Origin of the sequence: Neobacillus dielmonensis, assembly GCF_000612665.1 — a bacterium.
In the GTDB taxonomy this organism is placed as follows: domain Bacteria; phylum Bacillota; class Bacilli; order Bacillales; family Cytobacillaceae; genus Neobacillus; species Neobacillus dielmonensis.
Genome location: NZ_HG942066.1, coordinates 179084 through 198051, shown reverse-complemented (window position 1 = coordinate 198051; position 18968 = coordinate 179084). Strand labels below are relative to the sequence as shown.

The 18968-nt window shown below is 41.2% G+C and carries 22 protein-coding genes; 2 read left to right on the top strand and 20 right to left on the bottom strand.

Annotation, left to right across the window (positions count from 1 at the left end; all coding sequences use genetic code 11):
- Nucleotides 1-8: 8 nt before the first annotated feature.
- The 15 genes from BN2425_RS13465 to BN2425_RS13395 all read right to left on the bottom strand — a co-directional run bounded on the left by BN2425_RS13465 (nucleotide 9) and on the right by BN2425_RS13395 (nucleotide 13016).
- Nucleotides 9-962, bottom strand: coding sequence for an ABC transporter ATP-binding protein (locus BN2425_RS13465; protein WP_042460296.1), 954 nt, complete (start codon nucleotides 960-962; stop codon nucleotides 9-11).
- The gene (locus BN2425_RS13460) at nucleotides 959-1978 is read right to left on the bottom strand and encodes an ABC transporter ATP-binding protein (RefSeq protein ID WP_042460293.1); all 1020 of its coding nucleotides are present in this window, start codon (nucleotides 1976-1978) and stop codon (nucleotides 959-961) included. Before BN2425_RS13460 ends, BN2425_RS13465 begins: the two co-directional genes overlap by 4 nt.
- Nucleotides 1979-1991: 13 nt before the next feature.
- Nucleotides 1992-2936 carry an ABC transporter permease gene (locus tag BN2425_RS13455; RefSeq protein WP_042460290.1) on the bottom strand — a complete coding sequence of 315 codons (945 nt, stop codon included), beginning with the start codon at nucleotides 2934-2936 and terminating at the stop codon, nucleotides 1992-1994.
- A 2-nt stretch (nucleotides 2937-2938) separates the two neighbouring features.
- Nucleotides 2939-3865 (bottom strand): ABC transporter permease, encoded by a 927-nt coding sequence (locus tag BN2425_RS13450; protein WP_042460287.1) that lies wholly within the window; start codon nucleotides 3863-3865, stop codon nucleotides 2939-2941.
- A 28-nt stretch (nucleotides 3866-3893) separates the two neighbouring features.
- Nucleotides 3894-4742, bottom strand: a complete 849-nt coding sequence (locus tag BN2425_RS13445) for a M55 family metallopeptidase (RefSeq protein WP_042460284.1) — start codon at nucleotides 4740-4742, stop codon at nucleotides 3894-3896.
- An 80-nt stretch (nucleotides 4743-4822) separates the two neighbouring features.
- Nucleotides 4823-5884 (bottom strand): M42 family metallopeptidase, encoded by a 1062-nt coding sequence (locus BN2425_RS13440; RefSeq protein ID WP_042460281.1) that lies wholly within the window; start codon nucleotides 5882-5884, stop codon nucleotides 4823-4825.
- 15 nt (nucleotides 5885-5899) lie between these two features.
- Nucleotides 5900-6346 (bottom strand): Lrp/AsnC family transcriptional regulator, encoded by a 447-nt coding sequence (locus BN2425_RS13435; protein WP_042460278.1) that lies wholly within the window; start codon nucleotides 6344-6346, stop codon nucleotides 5900-5902.
- Between the two features lie 307 nt (nucleotides 6347-6653).
- A complete protein-coding gene (locus BN2425_RS13430) occupies nucleotides 6654-7451 on the bottom strand; it encodes an energy-coupling factor ABC transporter ATP-binding protein (protein ID WP_042460275.1) in 798 nt (265 codons plus the stop codon).
- Nucleotides 7448-8293: an energy-coupling factor ABC transporter ATP-binding protein gene (locus BN2425_RS13425; protein WP_042460271.1), complete on the bottom strand. Its 846-nt coding sequence runs from the start codon at nucleotides 8291-8293 to the stop codon at nucleotides 7448-7450. The genes BN2425_RS13430 and BN2425_RS13425 overlap by 4 nt, the downstream gene beginning before the upstream one ends.
- Nucleotides 8290-9057 (bottom strand): energy-coupling factor transporter transmembrane component T family protein, encoded by a 768-nt coding sequence (locus BN2425_RS13420; RefSeq protein WP_042460268.1) that lies wholly within the window; start codon nucleotides 9055-9057, stop codon nucleotides 8290-8292. Before BN2425_RS13420 ends, BN2425_RS13425 begins: the two co-directional genes overlap by 4 nt.
- 34 nt (nucleotides 9058-9091) lie before the next feature.
- On the bottom strand, nucleotides 9092-9697 hold the full coding sequence (locus tag BN2425_RS13415) for an ECF transporter S component (RefSeq protein ID WP_042460265.1): 606 nt from the start codon (nucleotides 9695-9697) through the stop codon (nucleotides 9092-9094).
- Between the two features lie 15 nt (nucleotides 9698-9712).
- Nucleotides 9713-10462 (bottom strand): nucleoside phosphorylase, encoded by a 750-nt coding sequence (locus tag BN2425_RS13410; RefSeq protein WP_042460262.1) that lies wholly within the window; start codon nucleotides 10460-10462, stop codon nucleotides 9713-9715.
- Between the two features lie 309 nt (nucleotides 10463-10771).
- Nucleotides 10772-10942, bottom strand: coding sequence for a hypothetical protein (locus tag BN2425_RS13405; RefSeq protein ID WP_154663506.1), 171 nt, complete (start codon nucleotides 10940-10942; stop codon nucleotides 10772-10774).
- Nucleotides 10943-11146: 204 nt separating this feature from the next.
- Entirely contained in the window at nucleotides 11147-12040 is an 894-nt protein-coding gene (locus tag BN2425_RS13400; RefSeq protein WP_195891938.1) for an ABC transporter permease subunit, read from the bottom strand.
- 118 nt (nucleotides 12041-12158) lie between these two features.
- Nucleotides 12159-13016 carry an ABC transporter permease subunit gene (locus tag BN2425_RS13395; protein WP_042460258.1) on the bottom strand — a complete coding sequence of 286 codons (858 nt, stop codon included), beginning with the start codon at nucleotides 13014-13016 and terminating at the stop codon, nucleotides 12159-12161.
- Nucleotides 13017-13204: 188 nt separating this feature from the next.
- Between BN2425_RS13395 and BN2425_RS13390 the strand changes: the two genes are divergently transcribed.
- Nucleotides 13205-13303 (top strand): YjcZ family sporulation protein, encoded by a 99-nt coding sequence (locus tag BN2425_RS13390; protein ID WP_074433064.1) that lies wholly within the window; start codon nucleotides 13205-13207, stop codon nucleotides 13301-13303.
- A 420-nt stretch (nucleotides 13304-13723) separates the two neighbouring features.
- Here the strand turns inward: BN2425_RS13390 and BN2425_RS13385 are convergent, their stop codons facing one another.
- From BN2425_RS13385 to BN2425_RS13375, 3 genes are all read right to left on the bottom strand, one after another.
- Nucleotides 13724-14134 carry a vWA domain-containing protein gene (locus BN2425_RS13385; protein ID WP_042460256.1) on the bottom strand — a complete coding sequence of 137 codons (411 nt, stop codon included), beginning with the start codon at nucleotides 14132-14134 and terminating at the stop codon, nucleotides 13724-13726.
- Nucleotides 14135-14296: 162 nt separating this feature from the next.
- A complete protein-coding gene (locus tag BN2425_RS13380) occupies nucleotides 14297-15334 on the bottom strand; it encodes a GGDEF domain-containing protein (RefSeq protein WP_052352867.1) in 1038 nt (345 codons plus the stop codon).
- A gap of 248 nt (nucleotides 15335-15582) precedes the next feature.
- A complete protein-coding gene (locus tag BN2425_RS13375; RefSeq protein ID WP_042460254.1) occupies nucleotides 15583-16830 on the bottom strand; it encodes a cation:dicarboxylate symporter family transporter in 1248 nt (415 codons plus the stop codon).
- A gap of 244 nt (nucleotides 16831-17074) precedes the next feature.
- Here BN2425_RS13375 and BN2425_RS13370 point away from each other — a divergent pair, with 244 nt between their 5' ends.
- Complete coding sequence (locus BN2425_RS13370; RefSeq protein WP_042460252.1) at nucleotides 17075-17842, top strand: alpha/beta hydrolase; 768 nt, start codon at nucleotides 17075-17077, stop codon at nucleotides 17840-17842.
- A 45-nt stretch (nucleotides 17843-17887) separates the two neighbouring features.
- Here BN2425_RS13370 and BN2425_RS13365 read toward each other — a convergent pair whose 3' ends face one another.
- A complete protein-coding gene (locus BN2425_RS13365) occupies nucleotides 17888-18391 on the bottom strand; it encodes a GNAT family N-acetyltransferase (RefSeq protein ID WP_042460249.1) in 504 nt (167 codons plus the stop codon).
- Between the two features lie 32 nt (nucleotides 18392-18423).
- The gene (locus BN2425_RS13360; RefSeq protein WP_042460246.1) at nucleotides 18424-18963 is read right to left on the bottom strand and encodes an HD domain-containing protein; all 540 of its coding nucleotides are present in this window, start codon (nucleotides 18961-18963) and stop codon (nucleotides 18424-18426) included.
- Between the last annotated feature and the right edge of the window lie 5 nt (nucleotides 18964-18968).

The window sequence follows — 18968 nt, the reverse complement described above, 5'->3', positions numbered from 1 at the left end:
TAAATCGTTTAATTATATAGATGGCATGCAGTCCAATGGTTGGCCTGAACCTCTTTCCAAACTGGAGCGGCCTCCGAACATATAGACATAGCATGCGGACATCTTGTACGGAATCGGCATCCGCTTGGTGGGTTAACCGGACTTGGCGGGTCACCCGCAAGGACAATTCGTTCTCTCCGTTTTGCCCTTGGGTCCGCAACCGGAATCGCCGATAGTAATGCCTGTGTGTACGGATGAAGCGGCTCTGCAAATAGGTCATCACTACTAGCCAGCTCCATCATCTTCCCTAAATACATAACCCCGATTCGGTCACTGATATGCTTAACCATACTGAGGTCATGGGCAATAAATAAATAGGTTAATCCTTCTGTTTCCTTAAGGTCTTCCAAAAGGTTGACTACCTGTGCTTGGATGGACACGTCAAGTGCTGCAATTGGCTCATCAGCCACAATAAATTGTGGCTTCACTGCCAAGGCTCGGGCTATGCCAATCCGTTGCCGCTGCCCTCCACTGAACTCATGGGAGTAGCGTTTGGCGTGCTCTGGCACCAAGCCTACTCGGTCGAGCAGGTCATAGATCCGTTCTTGGCGCTCTTTCCCTTTGGCTAAGCCATGGGCATCAATACCCTCCGCAATGATGTCACCAACACGCATTCTCGGGTTTAAGGAGGCATACGGATCTTGGAAAATAATTTGCATTTCTCTGTTGACAATACTTTTTTCTTTTCTGTTTAGAGTGGCGACATCAACGCCATTGTAAATAATCTTTCCTTCAGTCGGTGCTTGCAGGCCGACTACTGTTTTACCAAGGGTAGATTTTCCGCTGCCGCTCTCGCCTACAAGACCGAATGTTTCGCCTTTTTTGATATATAGCGATATATCATCAACGGATTTAACCGATTGATCCTTGCTTATTGAAAAATACTTTTTTAATCCATCTACTTGGAGCAATACTTCACTCATTTTTGAACCCTCCCTGCTGCAATTTCCTCTTGAGCCATTTTTGCACGAGGGTCATTTAGCCAGCATTTGGCTGTATGGCCGCTTACAACTTCAAATTCCGGAGGCATTTCGCCCAGACAAATTTCCATCGCATAAGGACATCTTGGTGCAAACGGGCACCCCTTCGGCGGTGAAAATAAATCCGGTGGTGACCCTTCAATCGGAACAAGCCGCTCTTTCCCATCTGCCTGAGGATTTGGCCTTGATGCCATCAATCCCCATGTATATGGATGTTTTGGATTAGCAAATACTTCCTCAACCGTACCGGTTTCCACTGTCATGCCTGCGTACATTACGATTACCCGTTCAGCGGTTTCTGCAACGACACCCAAATCATGGGTAATGAGGATAATCGCGGTGTTCATCTTATCCCGTAAATCTTTCATTAAATCGAGGACTTGCGCTTGAATGGTAACATCCAAAGCGGTTGTCGGTTCATCGGCAATTAGCAATTCCGGATTACAAGCAAGGGCAATTGCAATCATGACCCGTTGCCGCATCCCGCCGCTAAATTCATGTGGATATTGATTGTAGCGTTCTTCGGGATTTGGGATGCCGACTAATTTAATCATCTCAATGGCCCGCTTCTTCGCATCAGCTTTGCTCAGATGCTGGTGGACTTTCAGGCCCTCTTCAATTTGTTTGCCGACTTTCATAGTTGGGTTCAGTGATGTCATCGGGTCTTGGAAGACCATACTAATCTTTGAACCTTTTACTTTTTGCATCTCTCGTTTTGATAGTTTGAGAAGGTCCTTATTGTCAAACAGAACTTGTCCATTTTTTATTTTCCCGGGAGGAGTTGGAATCAGGCCCATGATTGATTGGACGGTTACACTTTTTCCGCTGCCGCTCTCCCCTACGATTGCGACAATTTCTCCCTTATCTACATGAAATGATACATTTCGAACGGCTTTTACCTCGCCGCCATAGGTTTTAAAATTAACTTCTAGGTTTTTTACATCTAGTAAATGAGACATCAAGTCACCTCCCTTATTTGCGATTACGCGGATCTAATGCGTCTTGTAATCCATCCCCAAAAGCATTAAATGCAAACATAGTCAGTGAAATCATAAAGGCCGGGAAGAACAGGCGCCACCACTGGCCGCTTAAAATAACCCCTAACGAATCGTTAGCCATTGTTCCCCAACTGGCGAAAGGAGCTTGTACGCCAAGTCCAAGGAAGCTTAGGAAAGACTCGGAAAAAATCGCTTGCGGGATGGTAAATGTTAAATTAACTATAATAATCCCCAATGTATTGGGAATAAGGTGACGAAGAATGATTTTAGCATGGGATGTACCTAACTTTTCAGCTGCCAAGACATAATCTTGAGACTTCAGCTGGAGGATTTGCCCCCTAGTCAGACGGGCCATTCCCACCCATCCTGTTACGGAAAGGGCAATGACAATCGTCGTAATCCCAGGATCCATAATCACCATTAACAAAATAACTACTAATAAATACGGAATGCCATAAAGAATTTCGACAATCCTCATAATGATGGTGTCCACTCTGTCACCAAGCTTGCTTCTGCCAGCCATGTAACCAGCAATCCCGCCGACCGTGACCCCAATTACCAGGTCAATCAGTGCGGCGATAATGCCAATGGCAAGTGATACACGGGCTCCGTACCAGGTTCTCGACCAAACATCACGTCCCAGATCATCTGTCCCAAACCAATGTTTTCCGTCAGGTGCCATGTTCGCATTCAACAGGTCTTGCTCAGTAGGACTGAACTTGACCATTAATGGACCAAAGATGGCTAAGAAGACAACGATTAATAGCAGTGAGACTCCCAAAACAGCCAGCTTATTTTTCAAGATGTTTAAAACCGTTTCCTTCCATGCACTTAAAGAAGGACGATGAATGGTTTCTGTTGCCTTTTGATCAGGAGAAACCGGTCTAAACAGATTATTTTCCATTGAATTTGTCTGCATCCTCAGTTCCCCCCACTTGATAATTTAATTCTTGGGTCAATCAACCGGTACGAGATATCGATCAGGAAGAGAATAACGACTAGAACCGTACTGTAAAAAATCGTCGTTCCCATAATGACCGGATAATCACGGTTGAAAATGCCGTCAACAAAATATTTACCTAAACCAGGTATGGCAAAGATTTTTTCAATAACAAACGTACCGGTAATTAAGGTAACGGCCAACGGGCCAATAAAGGTAATAACCGGAAGGATGGCATTGCGGATTCCGTGTTTCAGGACAATCTTAAAGGTGGATAAACCCTTAGCATCCGCCGTTTTAATATAGTTCTGGTTCATGACATCAATCATGCTTGACCGCATAAACCTTGCAATAACTGCTAATGGCGATAAAGCGAGGGCGACAGACGGCAGGATGGTGTGATCCCACGTTCCCCAGGATGCTACCGGGAGCATATGCCACTCGACCGCAAAGTACTTAATCAATAGCGGTGCCAAAATAAAGCTTGGAACGGAAATTCCTAAAATGGCAATCATCATCGCTATAAAGTCAATTGCTCGGTTATGATAAAGTGCCGCGATAATTCCTAACATCAACCCAAATACAAGGGCAATGATTAGCGCTTGAATTCCAAGTGTTGAGGAGACTGGAATCCCATCAGAAATGATATCATTCACCGATCTTGTTTCTGATTTAATCGACGGTCCAAAATCAAGCTGGGCAAGGTCTTTCATATATAACACATATTGAACTGGGAGAGGCTCATCCAAGTGGTACTTCGCTCTCATATTTGCGAGCACCTCGTCCGGCAATACATTTGCGTCAGAAGCAAATGGATCCCCCGGAATACTTTTCATAATGACAAAGGTTAACGTGATAATCACCCAAATCGTTAACAGCATCATGAGTATTCTTTTGATGATATACACTCCATTCACCTCCTATTTTTGATTGAAACTATGCATTTACTGATCCCAACACACCATTAGTGGCTGTCATGGCAATAATCGCGCAGCCCCACATATGCTTGTAGGCTGTTACAATATCCCCACAGGTGAAACGGATGTTTTTCGGCCCAGTCAGTTCCACAGTTGGAAGCGTGGTTGTCATTTTTGCCTGCTGTGGTCCTTTCAATTCAATATCAAACGTAACCGGACCTTCGAATGTCATAGGCTTAAAAGTCTTGATTTTCTTTACAGCCGCTTCAGCTTTTGAGCGAATTTCCGCACGGGCCACTTCAGGATGTAGCAATTCTGCAGCAAATCGGTCTACCGCTCTTTTGGTAACTGCAGCTTCTACATCCGGCAATGTTTCTTTTACTTCCCGGACATATGCATCATCGCCGCTGATGAAGATGGATGGCACTCCGAATGCTCCAGCAACAAGCGTGTTCATTTCTGTTTCACCGACAACTTTTCCATTAATTTTCATTTCATTGATGCAAATGCCGGCTAATGTGTGGCTAATAACCGTTACATCTGAGCCTCCTTCACGTCCATGATGGCCGACGAACATGATGCCGTCGAATGTATCATCTAATCCTTCAAGCTGACACATCACACGGTTGCTGCCGGATACTAGGCGGGCACGGGGGTCTAGATCCTCAATTAAAATATTGGACATGTTTCCATGGCCGTCTGCAACGACCACTTCGGTTGCCCCACCATTAAAGGCTCCCTCAATGGCTGCATTTACATCAGCCGTCATTAATTTGCGAAATCGCTGATACTCGGAATTCGTTTTTAGCTGTTGATTGGTTGCTACGCCGGAAATGCCTTCCATATCGGCTGAAATAAATATTTTCATTTTTTTAAACCTCCGCTGTTTAAATTTAAATATTAAGAAAATTCATTTTAAAAGTTTTTCATTAAAATACTATCATTCTTTTAAAAAGGAAATGTCTGACCCTCGTAAAGATTTAAAATAAAGGCTTTAACTAACTCCTTAGTTGCTTCTAAGTCACCAGCATCGACAACCTCGACTGGAGAGTGGGCATAACGGGATGGAATCGACAACACTCCTGTTGGAATTCCTTTATTGGCATAATTGACCGCGCCCCCGTCGGTTCCTATACCGGTAAACACTTCAAGCTGATAGGAGATCTTCTTCTCCTTAGCCAAGTTAATGAGCAGATCTTTCATGGTTTTATGTACAATCAAACTAAAGTCCATGACTTTGATGCCAGTACCTGCACCTAATGCCAAGCTTTGGTCCATTGTTTCTTCCAACGTATCACTAACAGCGGTTGTATCCACGGCAATGGCTGCATCCGCATCCAAATGCTCTGAAGCTGTTTTAGCTCCTCGTAAGCCAACCTCCTCTTGCACGGCAAAAAGGAAAATCAATTCTCCAGCAAATGATTCGTTTTGCAATTCGTTTAGCGTCTGCAAAAGCACGGCGCACCCGGCTCGGTCATCGAGTGACTTGGAACGGTATCTTGGTGCTGCTTTTGGCCCAATTACCTGAAATTGTGTTCCCCATGTTACGGGAGTTCCAATGTCAACACCCATTCCCAGTACTTCTTCCTTAGAGGCGGCACCGATATCAATATACATTTGGCTATGCTTTCTTACCTTCGATGATTCGTCAAATTTCGCATAATGGGCAGAAATGGTCCCAATGACACCAGGAATCTCACCGTCTGTGCCCATTACGGTAACAGGCTGGGCCAAGAGAATTCTGTCATCATTTCCGCCAAGTTTTTCAAACCGCAGTAAGCCGTTTGGTTCAATCTTTTTGACAATAAACCCAACCTCGTCCATATGGGCAGTCAATAACACGGTTGGTCCCGGCTTATCCCCTTTTTTCCTGGCTATCACGTTGCCTATCGGATCAATCGTGACTTGGTCGACTTTTTCCTGTAAATATTCTTTAAGGAAATAGGAAACCGAATGTTCGTAGCCGCATGGCCCCGATAAACTTGTTAATGTTTTTAAAATCTCTAACATTTCTAAAACACCCCTTTAGAAATAATCAAATGTATTCTTGAATACGTCCATCTGTATGATTGTATTCATTTCTGTAATAAAAGGAATTTCATTCAGCTTGTATAATAAGTCGGTAATATCCTCCTGGCTCGGAACGGCAATTTGGGCAAGTAAGGAGTATGGACCCGAAGTCATGGTAATATAACGGATTTCCTTGAACTCTCTCAATCTCTCAATTACTTGCATAATCTGTTGAGGAGCGGTCTTAATTTGAATGATTGCACCGGATTTAATCCCTATTGCTGCTGGATTCACGACACCGACAACTTCAATAATTCCATTGTCCAAAAGGTTTTTATAACGCAGCCGTATGGTTTTCTCAGAAACATTTAAATTGGAAGCAATTTCAGTAAAAGAGACTCTCCCATCCTTTGATAGATACTGAATGATTCCTCTGTCCAGTTCATCCAATTCGTACTTCAAGTCACTTCCTCATTTCGGTCTGATTTTCCCCACTTATTCCTCATCACAGTAGTGAAATTAAATATATCGGGCGGATTACATTATTCAGACTTTATTTTATTATCTGAATTAGGAATTTAAGAGTTATTATAGTTAAATAGTTTCTATAATGCAACTATTTTTACTACTTTTCTGAAATATTTTTTAAATGCAAATATTATGTATTCGCTTTCATTTCCACTATTGCCATTAACTTTTTTTTCATAAAAAAATCCTGCTTGGGGATTGGCAAGAGCCCAATCCTCAAGTAGGATAATAAAATTATTGTTTATTTGACTGAATGATACTTGGCAATAAATTCATCAATCGTCAGAATTGTACCGGGGATTCCAAGCTTGTCAGCCAATTGGGTGATATAGGGCGGCTCGACTTTCGCTCGTAACAATTCTTGTTTTTGTGAAAAGACCTCACGTGTTGGTCCATCTGCCAAGACCCGCCCCTGATTAAAAACAATTGTTCGTTCAAAGTTTTCGGCAACAAAATCCATATCATGAATAATCGTCATAACCAGTTTGCCCTTTTCCTTAAGCGTACGGATGATTCTCCTGATCTTTTCCTTACCATTGCTGTCCTGGGCGATGGTAGGCTCATCAAATATGATAATATCGGTATCCATTGCTATAACAGAAGCAATACATAGTAATTTCTTTTCCGATAAACTTAAATCATGGGGATTGATGTCCAATTGATGTTCGAGACCGACTAGGCGCAGTGCCTCAATCGCTTTTTCCTTTGCCTCTGACTTCTCCATTTTAATATTAAGTGGACCGAACATGACTTCTTCAAGTACCGACCGTTTAAAAATTTGATCATTTGGGTTTTGAAAAACAAGTCCAATTGTCCGAGACAGTTCAGCTGCCGTTTGCTCCTTTATAACCTGGCCTTTCACAACAATCTGCCCGGCATTAGGTTTCAATAGACCCTTCAACAACTTGACGAAGGTTGTTTTCCCAGCGCCATTCTGACCAATAATAGCAGTCGAACGTTGATCAAACTCTAGTTGTATGTCTGAGAGAACTTGGGGATTTTGTTTATAAGAAAATGAGAGATTCTTCACTTTAATCATCTCCTCATCTCCTTTAGGGCCGCTTCTGCTTCCTTTAATGTAACAGGGTACGTATCGGCCCCCTTCTTTTTAACGCCTAACGCTTGACAAACTTTTGTATAAACAGGAGCTGTTACACCAAAGACATCCAGGTCATTTCGTGAAAAAACTACCTCAGGAGTGTCATAATCGACTACTTTACCGCTTTCGAGAAGCAGAACCTTGTCACAATATTGAGCCACTTTTTCCATTTTATGCTCCGCCATGAGGATAGTAATCCCCTGATTCTTTAAGCTTTGTACCGCCTGGAAGACCTCTTCAGAACCTCCCGGATCAAGCTGTGAGGTTGGTTCATCAAGCAGAATAATCTCAGGTTTCATTGCGATGATGCTTGCAATGGCCATCCGCTGCATTTGCCCACCAGACAAATCAAACGGGTTATGGTCCTTTACATGTTCGATTTTAAAAAGGTGCAGCACCTCATCAATCCGATTAATCATTTCTGTACGCGGTACACCAATATTCTCCAGACCAAAGGCAATTTCCTCATAGACAGTCATTTTTGAGCCTGTTACTTGGGTAAATGGATTTTGAAACACCATTCCTGCCTTGAGAGAAATGTCAGCGATAGAATGGGTCTTCACCTCAAGACCATCAACTAATACCTTGCCCCCATATGCACCTTTATAAAAATGTGGGACCAGGCCTACAATTGCTTGGCAAAGCGTGGATTTACCGGCTGAGTTCCGGCCAATGATTCCAATAAACTCGCCTTCCTTTACTGAAAAAGAAATGTTATCCAATGCCAGTGTTTCAGATAGTGGGTATTTATACTTTAGGCCTTCTACGACAATTTTGTTCATGATAAGATCCTCCACACAAGAGCACCAGCGATCGCTAGCAGAAGCAAAGCTCGGATGAGCCTGCTATAAGCGTATGTTTTTTCTTCGTACAGATACGTTTTCTGAACCTGAGAGTTGAAACCTCTAACCTCAAGTGCCATCGCCCGCTCTTTGGTATTAATCAACGCCCCTAACACAACCGGACCCATTAATGGCAAGAAGGCCTTGAATCGGACAAAGAAACTGCCCTCCGTCTCCATTCCCCGTGCTCTTTGGGCATCCGTGATGGTACTGACCGCAGCCATCATCTCTGGAATAATTTGAAACACGGATACAATCATATAACCAATGCTTGGAGACATTCCTTTGCGGACTAGCGATTCTACCAGTTCCGACGGCTTAGTGGTCAGGACCAAAATCATAAAGGCACTTACAATAGTGAGAACTCGAAGTGTAATCGTCAGGGCAAATAACAATCCCTCTTGATACATGGTGATGGGACCTAACTGAAATAAAACTGTTTCATTTTCCGGCTTAAACAATCCCTGTATAATCACAACCGTTATTAGGACCAGAAAAACAAAACTAAACACCGGGACGGTTTTTCGCAATACTTTAGCAAACGCAAGGAGTACCAAACTAATCCCCACACATATGAACGAGATCGTAAAAGATGGCACAATAATGGGTACCAAGATAGCAAAAGCAATATAAATTAGTTTGGTGATTGGGTCGACATCATGTACGAAAGAATTTCTATTGACATATAAACTGATTGATTTCAAAATGCTTCACCGTCTTTCTATTTCAAAAAGAGGTTTAATCAAGGGTTTCTACCTTATCATTCTGGTTATATAATTGGACAATGTTTTTTGGCAGTCCCATGAAAATACCATAGCTAATTAAGACGACTAATAGTTTATCCGGGACATCCACCACTACTTCATCAAGCAGCGAGGCAAGCCATGTTGAGTCCGTATTGGCTAGCACCGCGGCAAATAAGGCATCTCCCCACACATTCCCTGTTTGCCCTCCCCAGAAACCGATATTAAGCGGTGTCGAAACGACAGTAGCCACAAGTCCGATGATAATCCCCGCGCCCAGTGCTTTCCCCCAACTAGATATATAGCCTCTGTAAAAAAGAATGCCGGTGACTAAACCGATTGCTACACTAGTAATGGCATAAACGAATGAGATTGGATCTGCAGTTAACCCGTAAATAATATTGTTAATCGCACCAGCAAGAGCCCCAACAATGGGGCCGCCCAGCATTGCTGCAAGTACGGTTCCAATGGAGTCCAGCCATAGTGGCAGTTTTAATAAACCAGCAAGTAATTTTCCGATATAATTTACACCTACTGCCACCGGAATAAGGACAAGTGATGCTGTTGATAAACGTAACGACCACATGCTTTGTTTTTTCATCTTAAATACCCCCTTTTAATCTTTTAAACTAGAATGATAAGAGACAATGGTTTCTAATGCCGTAAGGATTTCGAGTTCTTCCCCCTGCTTGCTTTTTGATTCCTTATCGACGTAGTCATTGATTCCCCCTTCCAAATCTCCCTCTTTTTCGACGACGACATTTAAAATAGAAGCGGTTTTAATCCCGCGCAGACCGCCAATGACGAATAGGGCAGCTGTTTCCATATCAGAAGCCAGCACCCCTTTTTGCGACCAATACTCGTCAATTTCGAGCTCCTTATCAGTATAAAAGCTGTCATGACATCTGACAATACCTACGTCGAATTCTGCTTGTAATTTCCTTGCTGCCATTGTCGCGTGAAACAATAATTGAGTATCTGGTACCGCTGGATAAGTGTGCTCAATATAAGCAGCGGAAGCGCCATCATTTCTGACTGCACCTGAAGCCAAGACTAGGTCTCCCAGCTTAAGGTGCGGCTGTAATGCTCCGCTTGAGCCAATCCGAATCATCACATTGACACCAACATTCTTTAATTCCTCTACTGCAATTCCTGTAGAGGCCCCGCCAATCCCCGTGGACGTTACTAAAATGGGTATACCTTTATAGCTTCCTTTTACTGTACGATATTCTCGATTATAGGCCATTTCCTTTGCGTCATCTAAGAATTTAGCGACTTCCAATACACGTCCGGGGTCTCCAGGCAATAAAGCATAGTTAATGCCTGATTCTCCTAGTCTGATATGAGGCTGCAATTTTGTTTCCATATTTTATACTCCTTCTTATATGGCCGAAGTCCATTACGTTTATGTTAATTTTACCAAATAGTGGTTGAAATAGATAATTGAAAAATGTAAATTCTTTTCTGCTCTTAAACGTTTTTATCGATATCCTTCCTGACTCACAATTCTTCACAACTTCCACATAATTTGCTTATAAATTCTACACAAGTTTTACTTACTATATAAGTAACTTAATTAAGAAATTGGTTCACCTGAACTCATTTCTTAAAACTTCCCATAATTTTGATTGGTGCCGACACCAATCTTTTTTTTTGCCCTTAAACAAAGGCTCTGTTAAATTTGGCTGTTGATTTCCGCTCCAGTCGCTAAAGCGTTCCCGCGGCCTTGCCGGGGAACCTCCTCATCGAGTACCGCGCCTGCGGGGTCTCTCCCCAGCCCGTTTTCCCGCAGGACACTGAATTTCTTCCTTGGATCAGCCCACGCAAGTAGAAAATGCGATAGCACAAGGAAAGCATCCATGAACTTTCTTGGCACGAAATTATGCGATAGCATAATTAAGGATTTTCGAGGAGTCGAATGCCTTACGCTCCAAGCCCAGAGTGAAAAAATCAACATGATCGTTTAGCAGAGCCTAATCAAAAAAACATTTGTCTGTTGAGGAAGACAAATGTTTTCTGAAGGTGTAAGTGCTAATATAACAAAGGTTTTTCACTTAGGACCAGAGAATGGTGAAGGATCTCTATACATACCTTCAGAAATTGCTTGCTCCCTGAATCCATTACTTTTGAACTGGATAGCGTTTCTTGTTTGGAAATAAGCTTTTACCGAATCATTTATAAGCGCGACACTGATGGCCGTTAAGATAAAGAAGCCTATAGGAACTAGCACAACCCAAGAATAAGAATATAAATAACTCACATCACCGCCAATGACTCCCGACCATTCGTAGGAAACAGAGTGAGGTGCTTCTTCCTTCGGTGCTCCATATGGGACATAGGTGCCCCCGAAAAACAGCAGCATAAAACCAAGATGGGCTAACAACTGTAAGGCTTGAATAAACTGCTGACCAAACAATAAAATCCACTTTTCATAGACATGCGGCACGATATGTTTGAAAAAAATGTGCGTTTTCCCCGATCCCAGTACTTTGGATGCTTCTATAAATTCTTCCTTCACCACCATTCTGATTTCCTCTGATATATGGATGGTTAAGTTGGGAATGGCAATCATTACTAAGATCAATGTTTCAAACAATGCCCGCTGCCAAAAAGGATTGGCAAACCCGTCTATTGGCATCCAAAGAACACTATAAAGAATAAAATACGCAATAATGGTTTGCGGCACTACAGAAAACGGTTCAAATATCATTTTCATACTTTTATAGATTGGACTGGGCAGTGAATAAACACAGAAGCTGAAAATCAACGATAGCAGCATCCTAAAAAACGTTACGACCAGCACAACACCAATCGTCCATTTTGCCCCTTCTACCATTTTATGCCCTAGATCATAACCATAGATATCTGAACCTAATAGGTAAACAGAAAATGGCGGGTATGGCGGTTTATCAAGGATTTTTCCCTGCTCATCGGTCTGAATCATCGTCTGTCTGATCTCCCCATCATTTAAAACCGTATTGAAAATACTTCCGACGAAAAGGGAAATGAGAAATAAGGCACTTATTAGAAAACGCTTTCTCTTTAATAAGAACATCAGCATATTATTGGATTTCCTTTCTGCTGCTGAAGCTGATCCATTCAAATATCCTAAACATAAGGAAAAAAGGAATGAAAATCAGAATACAGCCGATAAAAAAGGGGTCAGCAGCCGTTAACATGATTCGAAGCAACCCATTCATATTAAACAAGTAATCTATCACTAATAGGGTCGAAAGCATTGACCATAAAATTGTTTTGGATGTGCCAAACATGCTGTCAGCAATATTCCTTAGGACGTGGATATTCAATATATAGGCAAACGGCAGCCCTTTGGCCTTGGCAAGCAAGATATAAGGCTTTTCTAACTCCTCCTCTATGTAATGAATCATGACTTTGGTAATATAAAAGCTAATTGGAACACTTAAGCAAATTACCGGTAGGAGAATCGCTTCCTCTCTGACTGTCACCACCTGCGCCAGCTTAATCCCAGTTTGTTTATAGACCACAATAACAAATAATTGCAGCAACAGGATCAGCATCAAATCAGGGATTGATTCCGCGATTTCCAGCAAATTTTTCAATTGTTTTAACCGATCTTTAAAAAACAAGAGGGCCAAATAGGATATGGCAAAAGCAATCACCATGGCGGCCAATACTCCTAATATTAGCATTTTCATAGAATCCCAGTATTTAATAAAAATGACTGGAAATAAGGAATTCTTTTGATCTTCCGTAAAGAAATCACCAAAAGTGGCTACTTTTACGTTTAAGTGATAGATTGCTTGAAGAAAGTCGGAAAAATGAAAGGATAAATGATTAAATAAAACAGGCAATACAGTAACAAAAATGAGTATTTCCACTCCAACAACACACTGCAATAACAATGCAAGCAGTTTCTGAACAAATCTTTGCATCTTCATACGGCATTTTCTACCTCATTATTTTATATTTATATTTCAAGCAAACCTCTTATGTATAGTCGTATCATTTGTCAGGTTAGTTTCAAATTTTATCGAAATTTTAAAAATAATATTCCATGCTTGTCCATATCTTCTGTCCTTGTCAACACATATATTGATATTAGCTCACGATTAAGGAGGTGAAATAGATGTCAGGTTATGGATACAACAACAGTTTTGTATTAATTGTTGTTCTGTTCATCCTCTTGATCATTGTGGGTACCTTCTACGCGGGCGGCGGATATTAAAGCAGCCTGTATGTTAAGCCGAGCAAAGCCAAAGCAAACAATAGAGTTCCCTCGGTTTTATTAAAACGTGGCTGACTTCATTCTGAGCGAGTGACATCCTTTGTAGGACAGGGGACAGCCACTTTTTTTATTGTTTTATCTTACACTAGCCCTAAGCCAATGGTTAATAAGGCTGTTGCCAAACAAAAAGACAGCAATACATATTGGAATAGACCAACTCTTCAGGTCATCCATAAATTGATTGCCAATGAAAATGATAAGAAACAACCATGCAAACTTTAGCAGCCAAAAAATCACATTCATTCATTTTTTGCCCTTTCAGGAAACTTTTTTACATCCACTATACTGAAAGTGTCAGGGCTTTTATTAGTTCCCCCACAAATATTTTCCCCCTGTTTTAAACCAGGGGGATCGGTATAACTATGCCACTTTGATTGCTTTTCCAAACGGAATTTTCGGCATAAAGGTACCGGATACGAGCCAAAATAACTCAAAATCCACACGTTCCAAGTCTTCTGGTAAAAAGCCGGTGACATCTGTGATATAAAACAATGTATCAATCTTCTCTTCCTTTGCCCACTCAAGCACTAATGTATAGGAAGATTTCCCATGATTTTGGTACGTAATAGTATTGCTTTTAACAGGGGTAATACTTCTTATTTTGAAGTCTGCTTGAACTAAGATGGTGTCAGGTTTTACTGTTTCAAACAAAGTAACAATATTGTTTATCAAAATAGCAGGGGCGTCCTTAGTAGAGGTGTCCACCGCTAATGCCACCTTTTTATCTTGGCGTTCTTGAATCATTGAAAGGATCCGCTTATGCCATTTCACCGTTGTTTCCCCCTTGTTCGGAATGAGCGAGCGCTATTATTTTAAGTCAATCTTAAGGGGAATATAATTGGAAATTTTCACAATAAAACGTTTAAAATAACGAAAGATCCTGGTTGGCAACCACCTTAGGTAATTTTGCCTCTTTCTGCTACTTGAAAAAGATTATCCTGTATGTACTTTATTCCTGCCAGTTTTCTTAGACAAATATAACCCTTTGTCAGCCCGGTTTAAAAGCGTATCAATGGTATCACCTGGCTGATAATCAGCTACACCAAAACTTGCTGTCAGCCCCTTTACCTCTCTAAAAGCATGATTTTCAATAATAGCCCTTAGATATTCTGCTAATTTGAGGGCATTGTCTCCACAACTGCTTGAGATGAGGATAAATTCTTCTCCACCCCAACGACCAAACTTATCCCCTAGTGGCAGACTACTTTTTACAAGCTGAGCAAACTCAATCAAAACAGAATCACCCGTTTTATGACCAAGCTGATCATTCACCAGCTTAAAGTGATCAATGTCAAAAAAGATAACGGCAAACTGAGTGCCGGTTTCCCTGGCATCCCTTATCATTCCTTCCAGCCACTCATCTATTTGATGCCGATTAGCGATGCTGGTTAGGGAATCCAGAAAAGCATGTTTTTTTACTATCTCCATCTCTGTAAATACCTTAAATAAATGCTGGGCATAATAAAGGACAATGATATAGACAGACGTTGCAATATAAAACTGTATGAAGGAATCAACCGATTCAGGCGGCAACTCCCCAATATACATCAGGCCGTTTATTAACGTTATCAAAAAAATGATGAAAGAAAAATACAAACCGCGTTTTTGCCCTAATGTAAAAAAAATAAACATTATATATAACGGCATCCATACAATAAAATCACCTAACTCCCCACCGCCTGATTGAACAATTCTGTAATAAATAACGGAGGCCACTTTTGTAACATGATAAATACTAATTAAGATCAAATTAGAGTACTCAATAATAGTCGATATTCCCCGTTTATAAAGCAGTATCCAGCTCACAATAAACCAGATTATCAACGATATATTGATGATTCCATTGAGGCTGCGTGCAAAAAACAACTTTTCTAAAATACTGTTTGTAAACAGTGAAAAGATAAGAATGGGTAGAACCCACAAATAAATATGTCTTTTTAGTTCCGCAAACGACCTTATAGATTTTGCCATTGACTTCCTCTCCCGACTATGGACATTCGATCCTGATCGGATTTGCTACAATAAATAGTATATTTAAATTATAAACTGGCATTCTTTTTTAAAATATCTCCATCTGTTATTATTTTACTTTATTTGGATATATTTTCATACTGTTCTTTTTAGTTTCTATGAGAAAAGGACTATTACCTTCCAATCTTTTTGGGAAAATAAAAAAGGTGCCAGATACACCATGGTATCAAGCACCTTTTTCCTTTATTTTATGCAGCTATATTCTCTGAGCTATCTTTAAGATTGTGACCTTCCCATTTAGAGATGACGATAGCAGCTAGAGAGTTACCAACAATGTTCACGCATGTGCGGGCCATATCAAGAATCCGGTCAATACCAGCAATAAATGCTAAGCCCTCTGCAGGGATCCCTACACTGCCTAATGTCGCCAGTAGAACAACTAGAGAAACACCAGGAACGCCAGCAATTCCCTTAGAAGTGACCATCAACACAAGAACCAACGTAATTTGATGGGTTATGCTCATATGAATGCCGTACATCTGCGCAATGAATAACGCAGCAATGGCTTGATATAGAGTCGAACCATCAAGGTTAAAGGAATAACCAGTTGGAATAACAAATGAAGTGATGGCTTTCGGACAGCCGATTTTCTCCATTTTTTCCATAATTCTTGGAAGAACGGCTTCCGAACTTGCTGTTGAGTAACCCAATAATAGTTCGTCTTTTAAATACTTCAACAACTTAAAGATGTTATAACCAGCGATTTTTGCCGTTATACCGAGTACCACGATAATAAAGAAGATCATGGCTCCATATACGACCAGCACTAATTTTCCAAGCGGTACCAATGATGATAAACCAAACTTTGATACAGTCACACCAATTAATGCGAATACACCAATCGGTGCCACTTTCATAATTTGATTTGTGACATAGAACATGGCATCGGCGGTACCCTTAAAAAATCCAATTAATGGCTGTCCTTTTTCCCCAATCGCTGCTACACCAAGTCCAAACATAGCTGAGAAGAAAATAATGGCAAGCATATCACCGTTTGCTAATGACTGAATGATATTCGTAGGCACAATATTGACAAAGGTATCAATTTTCGAGTGCGACTGTGTGGTTTCAGCTGTCTCTACATACGTATTAATATCGGTTTTCGTTAAATGAGACATATCGACTCCTGTGCCTGGATGGAACAGATTGGCTGCCAGGAGGCCGACTACAATAGCAATCGTCGTAATGATTTCGAAGTAAATAAGTGTCTTCCCGCCGAGTTTCCCCAACGTTTTCATGTCACCAGTTCCGGCAACACCGACAATGATACTGGAAATGACAATCGGCACGACGATCATTTTAATTAAGCGTATAAAAATATTTCCAATTGGCTGCAATATTTCGGCAACATGAGGATTTCCATAGAAAATCCCGCCGACAATAATACCAAGAACTAAACCAATAAATATTTGCCAGGCTAGGCTTATTTTTTTCATCTACACCTCTCCTATTCTATGATGTTATAATAATTTAATTCCTTATTTTATCCTATATGAGAATAATAGTAAATATACTTTAATTCCTATTTTATTGTCATACTAGAATAATTTTAATGATGTTCAACGGGTTAATCAATCTGAAATACATTCCAATTTCCTATAGTACCTTTGGAAATAAGGAAATATGGGGTATTATAATACTAAACAAATAGTTTAAAAGATTCAGAATAGAAGGTGCGGCATGTTAGAAGAATTTTTTATCTATATGAAGGCTCTTGAGCAAGACCGTCAGATAACGGTCTACCTCCCAGAAACCTACCAAACGGGGGACAAGCATTATCCCGTTTTGTATATGCATGACGGACAAAATGTATTTGAAGACGCGAGTGCCATTAACGGGGTCTCCCTTGGCATGAAGCAATATTTGGATAAAACCTGCATGGACATTGTTGTAGTGGCCATTAATCAAAATAGTGAGGAACGAATCAATGAATATTGTCCATGGGGACATGGCCCACTAAGCCGGGAAATTCTTGGATTTGACTGTCCGTTGGGTGGCAAAGGTGAGGCCTATTTGGAATTTATCGTACATGAATTAAAACCATTTATCGACAAAAAGTACCGGACAATTCCAGCCGAGACAGCCATGGCAGGAATCTCTTTAGGGGCTCTAATCAGTACCTATGCGGCCTGCCGATATCCTACTATTTTTAAAAAAATAGCGGCTCTGTCTCCCGCTTATTATCGCAATCAGGAAGCAATCGAGAAGTTATTGAACGGTTCGGAGCTTTCCTCTGTTGAAAAGTTCTATATGGATATCGGAACAAGGGAAGTACCCGACAATGTGAGCGAAAGTGAACTTTTTGTGGATTTGTCAAAGCGTGTTTACGAGATTGTGAGCAGCAAAATCGGCAATAGCCAATTTACAGAGATTATCAACGCCGAGCACCATTATAGGTTCTTTAGGGAAAGAATTCCTGCAATGTTGGCTTATTTATTTAGTGAATGAATGGAAAAAGGAGTGAATCCTTATTGGTCTCGCTCCCATTTTTCATTATAAATGAAGAACCATTAGTTCAACGTCATAATACACATTATCGATCTTTAAAGCTTTTTCCTCACGCCCGAATACTTTAAAACCTAATTTACTGTAGAGTCTTTTTGCACTTTGATTGCCTGCTGTAACAACTAAATTTAATTTTTCAATGGTATCCAATGATTTGGCAAAATCAACGGCTTCTGTCAGTAAAGCAGTCCCCACGCCCAATCCTTGGTTTTCAGGAGTCACGTACATGGCAACAATATTTCCACAGTGCCGGATTTTGGGTGCCTTTTCTTGTGTGAGTGTGACCATCCCAATCAACTCTGCCCCCGTAAACGCCCCAAATGTATAGGCATCTTCTTGGGTTAAATTTCGAGCCGTCTGTTCTACCGGGTTTTCCCTTGCGGATGCTTCTTCATAACTGGTTAAAAACGCCGTCGGATTACCTTTTAATGCTTCCAATCTGAGATTCCAGTAAATTTTTGCATCGGCTGCATGTAATCGTCTGATTTCCAAATCGAATTCCCCTCCCCGCCTATTCAGTTCATCTATGTATGAAACAGTCGGTTGACCTCTTTCTCCAACTCTTCTGCCAAAGGAAACGTCCCTTCATGCTGCAGGCTGTTTACAATATTGAAATAGTACCACTTTTGCTTGTCTTTCCCACGTTTAAACCTGGTCCAAACTTCTTCCCCCTCCTGCTGATAATCAGCTAAAATGGAACGAACATTATGCAGTTTATCGGCACAGGCTACTGCCTTTATGTCATTAGATGCTCTTTTTAAAAATTCAATCGTATGCAGTTTTCTCTGTTCCCAAGAAAGTGACTTATCCGGCTCGGAACATCCCTCTACGATGGCCGCAATTTCAGGTCCAAACTCGCAGTTGATGTCACCCAAGGTTATCTCGGTATCCTCGACTGTATCATGTAGGATCCCGGCAGCCACTATGGCATCGCTATAGCCTGCCTTCAATAAAATCATAGCAACAGCAGCCGGATGGGAAATATACGGGATATCCGTCCCTTTCCGGCACTGACCAGCATGGGCTTTGGCCGCAAATTGAAGCGCTTTATCAATTACATCCATTTGAA